Source organism: Microbacterium sp. CFBP 8801 (assembly GCF_014839455.1).
Classification (GTDB): Bacteria; Actinomycetota; Actinomycetes; order Actinomycetales; family Microbacteriaceae; genus Microbacterium.
In genome coordinates this window covers 198,040-211,537 of sequence record NZ_JACYNU010000002.1, presented here as the reverse complement: position 1 = coordinate 211,537, position 13,498 = coordinate 198,040, and the positions used below count along the sequence as shown (strand labels likewise).

At 70.6% G+C, this 13,498-nt stretch carries 8 protein-coding genes; 1 reads left to right on the top strand and 7 read right to left on the bottom strand.

Features of this window, described 5'->3' with window-relative positions:
- Nucleotides 1-10 precede the first annotated feature (10 nt).
- Genes thrB through lysA form a run of 4 tightly spaced genes read right to left on the bottom strand, consistent with a single transcriptional unit; the run spans nt 11 to nt 4,777 of the window.
- Nucleotides 11-943, bottom strand: a complete 933-nt coding sequence (gene thrB / locus IFR11_RS03925) for a homoserine kinase (protein WP_191915286.1) — start codon at nt 941-943, stop codon at nt 11-13.
- Nucleotides 940-2,022, bottom strand: a complete 1,083-nt coding sequence (thrC, locus tag IFR11_RS03920) for a threonine synthase (RefSeq protein ID WP_055834824.1) — start codon at nt 2,020-2,022, stop codon at nt 940-942. Before thrC ends, thrB begins: the two co-directional genes overlap by 4 nt.
- A gap of 2 nt (nt 2,023-2,024) precedes the next feature.
- Nucleotides 2,025-3,350 carry a homoserine dehydrogenase gene (locus IFR11_RS03915; protein WP_055834822.1) on the bottom strand — a complete coding sequence of 442 codons (1,326 nt, stop codon included), beginning with the start codon at nt 3,348-3,350 and terminating at the stop codon, nt 2,025-2,027.
- Nucleotides 3,347-4,777 (bottom strand): diaminopimelate decarboxylase, encoded by a 1,431-nt coding sequence (gene lysA, locus IFR11_RS03910; RefSeq protein ID WP_191915285.1) that lies wholly within the window; start codon nt 4,775-4,777, stop codon nt 3,347-3,349. The genes IFR11_RS03915 and lysA overlap by 4 nt, the downstream gene beginning before the upstream one ends.
- Nucleotides 4,778-5,024: 247 nt before the next feature.
- Here lysA and IFR11_RS03905 point away from each other — a divergent pair, with 247 nt between their 5' ends.
- Entirely contained in the window at nt 5,025-6,146 is a 1,122-nt protein-coding gene (locus IFR11_RS03905) for a hypothetical protein (RefSeq protein WP_191915284.1), read from the top strand.
- A 171-nt stretch (nt 6,147-6,317) separates the two neighbouring features.
- Here the strand turns inward: IFR11_RS03905 and IFR11_RS03900 are convergent, their stop codons facing one another.
- From IFR11_RS03900 to argS, 3 genes are all read right to left on the bottom strand, one after another.
- Nucleotides 6,318-10,724 (bottom strand): RCC1 domain-containing protein, encoded by a 4,407-nt coding sequence (locus IFR11_RS03900; RefSeq protein ID WP_191915283.1) that lies wholly within the window; start codon nt 10,722-10,724, stop codon nt 6,318-6,320.
- A 221-nt stretch (nt 10,725-10,945) separates the two neighbouring features.
- Nucleotides 10,946-11,719, bottom strand: coding sequence for an LmeA family phospholipid-binding protein (locus IFR11_RS03895; RefSeq protein WP_191915282.1), 774 nt, complete (start codon nt 11,717-11,719; stop codon nt 10,946-10,948).
- A 3-nt stretch (nt 11,720-11,722) separates the two neighbouring features.
- On the bottom strand, nt 11,723-13,387 hold the full coding sequence (argS, locus tag IFR11_RS03890; protein ID WP_191915281.1) for an arginine--tRNA ligase: 1,665 nt from the start codon (nt 13,385-13,387) through the stop codon (nt 11,723-11,725).
- Between the last annotated feature and the right edge of the window lie 111 nt (nt 13,388-13,498).

Here is a 13,498-nt window from a genome sequence, read left to right as displayed (position 1 = left end):
ATTCGCGAAGTTACGCGGAACCCTCTGCGTTTTTCACTGTACCACCCTTGACGTCGACGGCGAGCATGAGCGCCTGCCACGGGGTGTCGACCACGGATGCCATAAGATCCGCCGCGGCGAGCCGCTGTCCGGGACCGTCGGCGAGCACGAGCACGCTGGGCCCCGCACCCGACACGACCGCGGCGTAGCCCTCTGCCCGCAACGCCCGCACGAGGCGGTCGGTTTCGGGCATGGCCTGCGCGCGGTAGTTCTGGTGCAGCTTGTCTTCGGTGGCGGCCATGAGCAGCTCGGGGCTCTGCGTCATCGCGGCGATGAGCAGCGCCGAGCGGGAGACGTTGAACACGGCGTCCTCGCGGGGCACCTGCAGCGGCTGCAGGCTGCGGGCGACCGCGGTCGACATGGTGAAGCTCGGCACGAACACCAGGGGCGACACTCCGCGGTGCACGATGAGCTGCTTGTGCTGCGGGCCTTCGGCGTCCATCCACGCGATGGTGAGTCCGCCGAAGAGGCCCGGCGCGACGTTGTCGGGGTGCCCCTCGAGCTCGGTGGCCAGGCGCAGCAGGTCGACGTCGCTGAAGTCGGCCTCGCCCTCGAGCAGTCCCTTCGCGGCGAGGATGCCGGCGACCACGGCGGCCCCCGACGATCCCATGCCGCGCCCGTGCGGGATCACGTTGCGTGCCGTCAGCCGCAGCCCCGGCAGGGCGCGCCCGACGGAGGCGTAGGTGTGCGCCATGGCCCGCACGACGAGGTGCGAGGCGTCGCGCGGGACGTCGGCGACGCCCTCGCCCTCGACCTCGATCTCGAGGCGGTCGCCGTCGAGCTGTTCGACGACGAGCTCGTCGTACACGCTGAGCGCGAGGCCGAGCGTGTCGAAGCCGGGCCCGAGGTTCGCGCTGGTGGCGGGAACGCGGACCGCGACCCGACGGCCGGGGCCTGCGGTCACGCGCTCACCGGCCGCAGGTCCAGGACGGATGCCACCTCCGAGGTGGTGGCGTCGACGACGGTGGGCTGCACGTCGGTGCCGTCGGGCTGACGGAGGGCCCACTGCGGGTCCTTGAGTCCGTGCCCGGTGACCGTGAGGACGACCTTGGCGCCGGCGGAGATGACCCCGGCCTCGGCCCGGTCGAGCAGTCCCGCGACGCTGATCGCCGAGGCGGGCTCGACGAAGATGCCGACCTCACCGGCGAGGATCTTCTGCGCTTCGAGGATGCGGGCATCGTCGATCGCGCCGAACCAGCCGTCGGTGGCGTCGCGCGCTTCGAGGGCGAGATCCCACGAGGCGGGGTTGCCGATGCGGATGGCGCTGGCGATCGTCTCGGGGTTCTTCACGACCTCGCCGCGCACGAGCGGGGCGGAGCCAGCGGCCTGGAAGCCGAACATGCGGGGCACGGTCGTGGCGGCGCCGCGGGCGGCCTCTTCGCGGTAGCCGCGCGAGTAGGCGGTGTAGTTGCCCGCGTTGCCGACGGGGATGAAGTGGAAGTCGGGCGCGTCGCCCAGAACCTCGACGACCTCGTAGGCGGCGGTCTTCTGCCCCTCGATGCGGTCGGGGTTGACCGAGTTCACGAGGTGCACCGGGTAGTGGTCGGCCAGCTCGCGGGCGATCTCGAGGCAGTCGTCGAAGTTGCCGCGGATCTGGATGAGGCGACCGTTGTGCGCGACGGCCTGGCTCAGCTTGCCCATGGCGATCTTGCCCTCGGGCACGAGCACCGCGGCGGTGATGCCGGCGTGCGCGGCGTAGGCGGCCGCCGACGCCGAGGTGTTGCCGGTCGAGGCGCAGATGACGGCCTTGGCGCCGTGCTCGACGGCGCGCGAGAGGGCGACCGTCATGCCGCGGTCCTTGAAGGAGCCGGTGGGGTTCATCCCCTCGAACTTCACCCAGACGTCGGCGCCGGTGCGACGCGACAGCGACGGGGCGGGCAGGAGCGGCGTGCCGCCCTCGCCGAGGGTGACGACGGTGGAGGCGTCGGTGACGCCCAGACGGTCGGCGTATTCGCGGAGGACTCCGCGCCAGAGGTGTGCCATGTTCAGTTCCCTTCCACGCGCAGCACGGAGACCACGCGCTCGACGACGCCGCTCGCGGCGAGACGCTCGACGGTCTCGCTGAGGTCCTGCTCACGGGCCTTGTGTGTTCCGATGACCAGACGGGCGGAGCCGCCGGTCTGAGTGTTCTCGTCAGCCTCGATGACCGTCTGCTCGACCGTCGCGATCGACACGCGACCCTCGCTTAGGATGCCGGCGACGGTGGCGAGGACGCCCGGCTTGTCGTCGACTTCGAGCGTGATCTGGTACCGCGTGATGACGTGACCGATCGGCACGGCGGGGAGGTTCGCGCGGGTCGATTCGCCCACGCCCACTCCCCCGGCGATGTGGCGGCGCGCGGCCGACACGACGTCGCCGAGCACGGCCGACGCGGTCTGAACGCCACCGGCGCCCGCACCGTAGAACATGAGGTCGCCGGCGGCTTCGGCCTGCACGAAGACGGCGTTGTTCGCGCCGTGCACGCTCGCGAGGGGGTGGCTGCGGTCGACGAGCGCCGGGTACACGCGCACCGAGATCGACTCGGTGCCGCCCTCTTCGGCGGCGAGACGCTCGCACACGGCGAGCAGCTTGATGACGTAGCCGGCGTGACGCGCCGATTCGATCATCGCGGCGTCGACCGAGGTGATGCCTTCGCGGTACACGGCATCCAGCGGCACGGTGGTGTGGAAGGCGAGACTCGCGAGGATCGCGGCCTTCTGGGCTGCGTCGTAGCCCTCGACATCGGCGGTGGGGTCGGCTTCGGCGTAGCCGAGCGCCTGCGCCTGGGCGAGCACGTCGGCGAAGTCGGCGCCCTCGGTGTCCATGCGGTCGAGGATGTAGTTCGTCGTGCCGTTGACGATGCCCATGATGCGCACGACGCGGTCGCCGGCGAGCGAGTCGCGAAGCGGTCGGATGATCGGGATCGCACCGGCCGCGGCGGCTTCGTAGTACACCTCGGCGCCGACCTGGTCGGCGGCCTCGAACACCTCGGAGCCGTGGGTCGCGAGCAGCGCCTTGTTGGCGGTGACGACGTCGGCGCCCGAGGCGATCGCGTGCAGCACCTGGGTGCGGGCCGGCTCGATGCCGCCCATCAGCTCGATGACGATGTCGGAGCCGACGATGAGCGTCTCGGCATCGGTGGTGAAGAGTTCGCGGGGCAGATCGGCCTCGCGCTTGGCGTCGAGGTTGCGCACGGCGATGCCGGCGAGTTCGAGCTTGGCGCCCGCGCGGTCGGCGAGCTCGTCGCCGTGCTTGAGCAGCAGGTCGGCGACCTGCGAGCCGACGGCGCCGGCGCCGAGGAGCGCCACGCGGAGCGTGCGGTAGTCGGTCATTCGGTGTCTCCGTGGGGTGTGTCGATCAGGGTGGATGCCGGAACGCCGACGTCGCGAGAGAGGAGGTCGTCGATGCTCTCGCCGCGCACGATCACGCGGGCGGCTCCGTCGCGCACGGCGACGACGGGCGGACGCGGCGTGTAGTTGTAGTTGCTCGCGAGCGAGAAGCAGTAGGCGCCGGTCGCGGGCACGGCGAGCAGATCGCCCGGGGTGACATCGCCCGGCAGGTATTCGGCATCCACGACGATGTCGCCCGATTCGCAGTGCCGCCCGACGACGCGCGACAGCACCGGGGTCTCGGGGCTGCTGCGCGAGACGATGCGGGCAGAGAAATCGGCGCCGTAGAGCGCCGGGCGGGCGTTGTCGCTCATGCCGCCGTCGACGCTGACGTAGGTGCGGTCGAGGTTCTCGCCCGCGGTGACGGTCTTCACGGTGCCGACCTCGTACAGGGTGACGCCGGCCTGACCGACGATGATGCGTCCGGGTTCGCACGCGACGTCGGGCATGGGGATGCCGCGCACCGCGCACTCGTCGGCGATGGCGTCGAGGATGCCGTCGGCGATCGATTCGAGGGGTTTCGGGTCGTCGACCGAGGTGTACGAGATGCCGAACCCGCCGCCGACGTTCAGCAGGGGGATCTCTCCCCCGGCGAGCAGGTCGGCGTGCAGGTCGACCAGGCGGGCGGCGGATTCGCGGAAGCCGGAGGAGTCGAAGATCTGCGAGCCGATGTGCGCGTGCAGGCCCACGAAGCGCAGGCTGGGAAGCTCGCGGATGCGGGCGACCGCGTCGGCCGCACCCTCGAGCGAGAAGCCGAACTTCTGGTCTTCGTGCGCTGTGGCGAGGAAGGCATGGGTCTCGGCGTGCACGCCGGTGCGCACGCGCACGAGCACCGACTGCACCGCACCGCGACGGTCGGCGAGGGCAGCGAGACGCTCGATCTCGATGGGGCTGTCGACGACGACCGAGCCGACACCGACCTCGACCGCGCGCTCCAGCTCGCCGACGCTCTTGTTGTTGCCGTGGAACCCCAGTCGCGCGGGCTCGGCACCGCCGGCCAGGGCCACCTCGAGCTCTCCGCGCGTGCAGACGTCGACAGCGAGTCCCTCGTCGACCACCCACCGCACGACCTCGGTCGACAGGAACGCCTTGCCCGCGTAGTAGACGCGAGCCCGGATGCCGTGACGAGCCGCCGCGGCCTCGAACGCGTCGCGCGCGCGTCGCGCGTGGGCTCGCACCTCGTCCTCGTCGAGGACGTAGAGCGGGGTGCCGAAGCGGTCACGGAGGTCGAACACCGAGACGCCGCCGATCTCGACGGAACCGTCGTCGACGCGACGGGCAGACGACGGCCAGACGGGGGCGACGAGAGCGTTCGCTTCGGCCGGGGCGGTGAGCCACTCGGGCACGAGCGCGGAGTGCGAGGCGGACACAGGAGAACCAATCGGGTTTTGCGGCGACGCGACGGCCGCGGATCACGGCTCCACCCGCGCGGAGAGTCACGCGCCGGGTAGTCCCTGCAGTCTAGGGCACACGCGGATGCCGCCCGACTCAGGAGCGCGCGGCTCCGGCGGTGCGGGTGAAGCGGAAGGTGAACATTTCCCGGCCGGCATCCCGCCCCGCACGGCACGCGGTTCCGGGACGCCGAACGCGTCGGCATCCGTCGCCTACCGTGAGGCGGTGTCGAGCCGTGCATCCTCCCCCGCAGCGAACGTGATGACCGTGGATGCCGTCGGCGTGCGCATCGGCATCGATCTCACCGCTCTCGATCCCCCGGAGCGCCTGGCCGTGCGCTCAGCCTGGCGGAGCACCGTCTCGGCCTCGTCGGCGCAGCCGGATCGCACCGTCTCGCCGCAGCGGTTCGCCGAGACCGGCGAGATGCTCGCGCACCTCTCCGGTGCGGTGACCCACGCCGCCGTCACGGCACCGCGCCACGACCGGTGGATGCTGCACGCCGCCGGGCTGGCAGGCCCCGACGGTGGCGTGGTGGTGCTGATCGGCCGATCGGGCGCCGGCAAGACCACCGCCACGAGGTTCCTCGCCCGGCGATGGGGGTATGTCTCAGACGAGACGATCGGCATCGACGCCGACGGCGCCGTCCACGCGTACCGAAAGCCGCTCTCGGTGATCACCGACGGCTACGGATTCAAGGTGCAGCGCGCCCCCGAAGACCTCGGCCTGCAGCCGCTGCCCGACGCGCCCCTGCACCTGTCGCGCCTCGTGCTGCTCGACCGGCGGCCCGGGGTTTCCCCCGCCGCGCTGGTCCCCCTCGCCGACGTCGACGCACTGGCCGACCTGGCCGGACACTCGAGCGCCCTCACCACGACCATCCGCCCCCTGCAGACCATCGTGCAGCTCCTCGCGCAGACGGGAGGGGCAGTCCGCGCGCAGTACTCCGAGGCACGCGACCTGGTGCCGCTCCTCGACGACCTCATCACAGCGCGCGCAGCGGTCGGCGGCGCGGCGCGGCCCGAGCCCGACCGGGCCGGCAGCACTCCGCCGCTCGATCACGGCGACGTTGCTGCCGCATCGGGCCGGCGCTTCCGACGAGTGCCGGTCGTCGACTGGTACCGCCTCGACGACGGGCTCCTGGCCGTGCTCACCGCCGAGACGAGCGGCGAGGGCACCCTGCGGGTGCTGGCGGGGGTCGCCCCCGAGATCTGGTTGGCCGCCGAGTACACCCTCTTCGAGGACCTCGTGGATGCCGTGACCCGGCGCCACCGCGCCCCCGACGCCGTCGCGGCGACACGGGCCGCGCTCGACGCGCTCGTGGCGGCAGGTCTGGTGACGGGAACCGCCTGACACGCGGAAGCCCCGCGACCCGGCGTGTGCGCGGGTCGCGGGGCTTCTCGTTCTGACGGCGGCTACGCGGCGATGACGACGCATCGCGTCGCCTGCCTGCGATTGTCACCCCGCCCCGGCGCAGTGCGCGCCCGGGCAGGGCGACCATCGAGCCCTGAGGGACTCCCCAGGTCAGGAGGTGATGGTGAACATGCGGTACGAGACCGGCGAGTTCGTCATCAGTGCGCTCACTGAGCGTCCGGCCAGTCCCGCCACGACGACGGGCGTGGCGCGGTTGAACGTGGAACCGTCGCCGAGCTGACCGGAGGAGTTGTCTCCCCACGCGACGACCGAACCGTCCGCCTTGATCGCGTACGCCGAAAGACCCGACGCCGAGATGACCCGCACCCCCGAGTCCAAACCCTGTACCGGTGTCGCCACCGACCGCGACGTGCTCGCCCCGTCACCGAGGGTGCCGCTCACTCCGTCACCCCACGCGAAGACGGCGCCGTCCGACGTCAGCGCCACACCACCGCTCAGGAACCCGGCCACCGCGGTAACGGTCTTGCCCGTCAGCCTCGCCACCTGCACCGGCGTCGCCGAGCTGTACTCCGGGACCCCCGAGGACCACCGCGGCGGGACCGGAGTCGTCCCCGAGCCCAACGCACCGGAGTAGTCGACACCCCACGACCACACGGTCGCATCGTTCTTCAGCGCGATACCTCCGCCCGCACGGCCCGCGATCTGCGTCACGCCCGACAAACCCGATACCTGCACGGGCGTCGAGGTGTCGGGCTGCGTCGTGCTGCCAGTCCCCAGCGGCGCGCCTCCGCGGCCCACCGACCACACCGACTCGTCGGTCAATAGGAAGTAGGTGTTCTGCGAGCCTGCGCTGACTTGCCGCACATTCGAGACACCCGCCACCCGTACCGGCGTCTCAGCCCGGCCCTGCGCCGGAGCGTTCGTGCCGAGCTGGCCGAAGTAGTTGTCACCCCATCCCCAGACGGCCCCCGAACTGTCCAGCGCGTACACCGACAGATTGCCCGCGCTGATCTGCGTGATCATCGGAAGACCCGCCACCTTCGTCCAGGACGCGTGGTAGGTCTGCACACCATCGCCGATCTGACCGTGACTATTGCCACCGACCGCCCACACGCTTCCGTCCAGCAACAACGCGAACGAGGAGTTGTAGCTGTAGAACGAGTCGCCGCTCGACCCCGTCGACACCATCTGCACCACCGGAGACGGGAATTCCCGCCACAACTGCGTCGCCTGCGTTCGCGACACGCTGGACGACGACGACTGCGGCCCTGTCGCCCCATCAGCACCCAACTCGTACCCCGTCTGCCGACCGAACCCCAACGCGTTCGCCCCCAACACCCGGTACGTGTCGGCCCCGGAGCCGAGGTCGCTGTTCGCGGCGACGCGCAGCACCGAACCCGGCATCGTCCAGACGTCGGGGGTGACGCTCGTCTGGTACGCACCCTCGTTGCTGGTCGAGCCCGAGGCCGAGCCGAGTACGGCACCGCCCGTGGCCGACAACGTCAGCGACGCGTTCGGCACGGGCGCCGACGCCGCCGTGACGGCGACCTGCACGACCCCCGCCGTTCCTGCCGGCACCTGTGCATCGACGTCGACGGTGACCGTGGCATCCGCGGTGATCACGTACGCACCAGCGGCGGAGATGCCGGCGTCGATCCGAGAAATCGGGCGAGCGCCGATGCCGGTCATCTGCACCGGGGCTTTGCGGAGGGCCGTGGTCCCGTCGGCGAGCTCCCCGCTGCTGTTCTGACCCCATCCCCACACCTGACCGTTGGAAAGGAGGGCGTAGCCGCCGCCCCATCCATCGGCGATCTGCGATACGGCGGTCAGTCCGGACACGGGAGTCGGGCTCAGCGCCGGCGACGTCGACACGGAACCGATACCGAGCTGCCCGACGTCGTTCGCGCCCCAGCCGACGACCGTCTTATCCGCGCGCAGGGCGTGGAAGAACCCGAAGCCCAAACCGAGCGCCGACACGTTCGACAGACCCGACACCTGCACGGGCACCGCGCTGGTGGCCGCCGTGCCGTTGCCGAGGGTTCCGCTGGTGGCACTGCACGTCCAGACGGTTCCGTCGGTGCGGAGGGCGGCGGTCTGCTGGTGATCGCCGCCGATGTCCGTGACGGTGCCCCATCCCGGAACCGCGAGAGGGGTCAACTGATCGACCGTCGCGGTGCCATCGCCACGGCCGTCACCCAGGTTGCCACTACGGTCGCTGCCCCACGCCATCACCGAACCGTCGTTCAGAATCGCGAACGCCGAGCGATAGGCCCCGCAGACCCGCTTCACCCCGGTCAAGTTGGCCACCTGCACCGGGCCGGTCTGATCGACGGTGTTGCCGTTGCCGACCTGGCCGTTGCCGTTCCATCCCCACGCGTGGACGATGCCGTCGGCGCCGAGCGCGTAGACCGTGCTGCGTCCGCCGGAGATCTGAACGATGTTGGTGGGAAGCCCGGGAACCCGTCCCCAGGTCGACCGTCCCTGCATCGACGGACCCGACGACGCTCCGCCGTCGTACACGGGGATGGAGGGATCGCCGAGCTGCCCCGAGTCGTTTCGGCCCACCGACCACACCGTCCCATCGGCGAGCAATGCCACTGCGAAGATGAAGCCCGTGTAGACCTGCACCACGGGCGAAGAGAACTGTCGCGACGACTGCGTGGCCACGGTGTGGTTGTTCCACGTCCCGTCGCCGCCGGCGGTCCAGGCCGAGTACCCCGCGTGCAGCGTGTTCGCGCCGAGCACCGTGAACGTATCGGTCGCCGCGCCGGCATCGCACGACGCGGTCACGCGCAACACCGAACCGGGCCGCGTCCACACGTTCGGAGTCACCGTCGTACTGAAGTGCCCGGCGCCGTCGGTCGTTCCCGACGTGGCACCCAGGGTGGTGTCCCCCGTCGCCGACAGCGTCAGCGCCGTGTTCATCACCGCGCTCGACGGGGCAACGACCGAGGCTGTCACGGCGCCGGCGGCGCCCGCGGTCACCTGCGAGTCAACGTCGACCGTCACCGTCGCGGACTCGGCGACGAAGTAGGCCGCCGTCATCTGCGCACCCGAGGAGATCGCACTGATGAAGCGGCCGGAGAGCCCTGCGACGGGCGTCGGGAGGTTGCGGCTGGTCGTGTCGCCGACACCGAGTTCGCCGTTGGTGTTGAGACCCCACGCGAAGACCGTGGAATCGGCTTTCTTGGCATAGGCGCTCGAGACACCCGCGGCGAGAATGACGATGTTCGTCATTCCGTCGACCTCGCGGGGAAGGAGTTCGGTGGGCGCCCCTGCCGGGCCGCTGCCGACCTGACCCTCGTTGTTCCTTCCCCATGCAACGACCTGCTTGGCGTCGGCGACGATGGCGTACCCCGTGTCTCCACCGCGGGCGATCGCCGAGTACCGGACCGGGTTCAGGGGAGCGACCATCACCGGTGTCAGCTGAGTGATGTTCGTGCCATCACCCACCTGACCCTGGTCGTTCGCACCCCACGCCCACACCGTCCCGTCGGACTTCAGCGCGGAGTGCGTGTCGTTTCCGCCCGCGAGCTGCACGATGCCGGAGAGTCCGGTCACCGTCACCGGGGTGAGCTGGTTGCTCGTGCTGCCGTTGCCCACCTGCCCCTTCTCGTTCGCGGCACCCCACGCGCGCACGGTCTTGTCGGCCAGGATCACCAGTCCGTTCACCCGGCCCGCCGCCAGAGTGATGACGCCGGACAGACCGCTGACCAGGGTCGGGCGATCCCGGCCCACCGTCGTGCCATCACCCACCTGGCCCCAGTTATTCCAGCCCCACGCGTAGACCTTTCCCGCGCTCAGGGCGTAGCAACCGTTGCGCTGCGCCGCGATCTGGGTGACGTCGGACAAGCCGGGCACCTGACCGAACTGGGTGTAGGGCACCACGTTCGTGTCGCGGCCCAGGCGCCCATAGGCGGGGTTTCCCGCCGTCCACACCGTCCCGTTTGCCAGCAGGACCACCGTGTGCGCCTCGCCGCTGGCCACCTGCACCACGGGGCTCGGGAACACCGGCAGCGTCTGCGCGGGCGTGACCCACTGGCCGCCGGGAGCGCCATTGCCGATGTGGCCCCACGTGTTCGGTCCCGTCGCCAGCATGTTGGAGCCGACCACCGTGAACGCCTGTGACGCGCTCGTTCCCGTGGAGACGGCGGTGATCGTGATCGTCGTTCCGGGGGTGATCCACGGCTTCGCCAGCCAGAACGTCGTCGTGAACCGACCCGAGCCGTCGGTGGTGCCGTCGCTCGAGGCAAAGTTCGAGTCGGGCGGACCCGTCAGAGAGACCACCTGCCCGGGGAGCAAGGCGCCCGCAAGTGAGCGGACGGTCACCGTGACGGCGACGGGTCCCGTGGCCGGGATGACTCCCCCGGCCGCCTCGATCGCGATCTGCGGCAGGACGGAGGTGTTCGCCGACGCGGGCGACTGGCTGAGGAGGGTGACGGCCGGAACGGCGAAGACACCGGCTGCCACGACCGACCGGCGCGAGAGAGCGGCGCCGGCCGGTGATGCGGTCGGAGGGGATTCGAGGATCGAGGAGACAGAGCTGATGTCGGCCATGAGGGGGTGCTCCCGTGCGTGACGATGCGCCGTGACGGCGACGTGGGCGATGAACGTCGCCGACCTCGATTCGAGCCGAGGCCACCGACGTCGTCACGCTATGAGGAGTGGTCACCGACCGATCACGCAGGACACTTCGACATGCGCAGGTGAAATACGGTCACGCGCAGGGTGAGTGGCGCCGACCCGTCGCCCCGGCGGACGACGCGTCTCGGGCGACGTCAGCCGCAGGAACCGTCGGCCTGGAGGGCCGGGTCGTTCAGGATGCCACCGGCGATGTCGAACGTCGCCACCAGATCCGGGCCCTGCACGGTCGCCGAGGTCAGGGTGAGCCCCGCGGGCAGACGATCGGCGATGCACAGGCTCGAGGTCTGCAGCACCGCGTCGGCCACGCCGCCGAACTGCTGACGGAGCGTGTCGGCATCCACGGCGTTGCCGCCGACGGAGAACGTGGAGGGGGCCAGGGTGAGGTCTCCGTCGGAGGCGCCCGGGGTCACCCCCACTCCGACCGGGATGGCGATGCCGAACAACGACAACGACGCCTGGAGCATCACGTCGGGCGCGGCGATCGTCACGGTGCTCGCCGGCAGGTCGGGGATCTGGGTGAGGAGCTCGCGGAGCTGATCCTGGTCGAGACGCACGGAAGCAGTGCCCCCCTCGGCGGCGGCGCCACCCGATACGGGGACGCCCCGCAGATCGACGAGCACGTCACCGGTGATCGGACCGAGGGTGACATCGTCCGAGGCGACGGTGACCTCGGACAGTCGTCCGCCGAGCACCTGCGGCAGCACCAGGCCACCGCCCACCTGCACATCGACGTCTTGGTCGTCGGGGAGACCGACGTTCTCGACCACGAGCGAACGCACCGTCCCGGTCACGACCGAGCGCGCGATGAACTCCGCCGCGACCACGGCCGCCACCACCAGCACGATGATCACCACGATCACCGCGATCCGGCGACGGGGCCGACGGCTTTGCGTCGTGGCATCCGTCATTGTTTACATCCGCTCCGGAGCGCTGACGCCCAGCAGCGTCAGGCCGTTGCGCAGCACCTGGCCGGTGGCGTCGTTCAGCCACAGGCGCGTGCGTTGCACCGACTCGACGGGCGCATCGCCCAGCGGGATGACGCGGCAGTTGTCGTACCAGCGGTGATAGAGACCCGCGAGCTCCTCGAGGTACCGCGCGACGCGGTGCGGCTCGCGCACCTCGGCGGCGAACGACACGATGCGCGGGAACTCCTGCAGAGCGCCCAACAGAGCCGACTCGGTCTCGTGGTCGAGCAGCTCGGGCGCGAACTCGGAGCGGTCGACCCCGGATGCCGCGGCGTTGCGCGCCACGTTGTGCGTACGGGCGTGCGCGTACTGCACGTAGAAGACCGGGTTGTCGTTCGTGCGCTTCTGCAGCACGTCGAGGTCGATGTCGAGGTTCGAGTCGGCCGAGCTGCGCGTGAGGGCGTAGCGGGCGGCATCCACCCCGACGATCTCGACGAGGTCTTCGAGAGTGGCCACGGTGCCGGCGCGCTTGGACATGCGCATGGGCTGACCGTCGCGCACGAGGTTGACCATCTGGCCGATCAGCACCTGGAGGTTGACGTTCGGCTCGTCGCCGAAGGCCGCGCACATCGCCATCAGGCGCTGGACGTAGCCGTGGTGATCGGCGCCGAGCATGATGATGCAGCGGTTGAAGCCGCGCTCGCGCTTGTCGAGGTAGTACGCCAGATCGCCCGAGATGTAGGCGGGCTGCCCGTCGGACTTGATGATGACGCGGTCTTTGTCGTCGCCGAACTCGGTCGACCGCAGCCAGGTCGCCCCGTCGGCTTCGAAGATGTGGCCGAGTTCGCGCAGGCGAGCGACCGCGCGCTCGACGGCACCCGAGTCGTGCAGGTCGTTCTCGTGGAAGTACACGTCGAAGTCGACGCCGAACTCGTGCAGCGACTGCTTGATCTCGCCGAACATGAGGTTGACGCCGAGCTCGCGGAAGGCCTCTTGCTTGGCCTCGGCGTCGAGGGCGTCGATGTCACCGTCGTACGCCTCGACCACGCGCTGAGCGATGTCACCGATGTAGGCGCCGCCGTAGCCGTCTTCGGGCGTCGGGTCGCCCTGGTGGGCGGCGACGAGGCTGCGGGCGAAGCGGTCGATCTGCGCGCCGTGGTCGTTGAAGTAGTACTCGCGCGTCACCTGGGCGCCCTGCGCCGACAGCATGCGGGCGAGGGCGTCTCCGGCGGCGGCCCACCGCGTGCCGCCGAGGTGGATGGGCCCGGTGGGGTTGGCGCTGACGAACTCGAGGTTGATGATCTCGTCGGCGCGGGAGTCGTTCGTGCCGAAGGCCGCGCCCTGGTCGACGATCGTCTTGGCGAGGGCGCCCGCGGCGGCCGCGTCGAGGCGGATGTTGATGAAGCCGGGACCGGCGACCTCGACGCTGGCGATGCCGTCGACGGCCTCGAGACCCGCGGCGATGTCGGCGGCGAACTCCCGCGGGTTGGCGCCGACGACCTTCGACAGCTTCATCGCGGCGTTGGAGGCCCAGTCGCCGTGGTCACGGTTCTTCGGGCGCTCGAGCGGAAGGTCGGCGGCCCTGATCCCCGCCGAAGAGCCCTCTCGGCGCGCCTCCGCGAGCGGGGCGATGACGGCGAGCAGGGCAGCGGAGAGGGCAGCGGGATCCATAGCCCTGCAATTCTAGGCCGAGCCGGCTGCACGCTCCCCGCGCGCACGATGCGAGAGTCGCGGCCGTGGGCGACGACGCGCGGAGTCTGACGCCGTGTCTGCGGTTGGGCG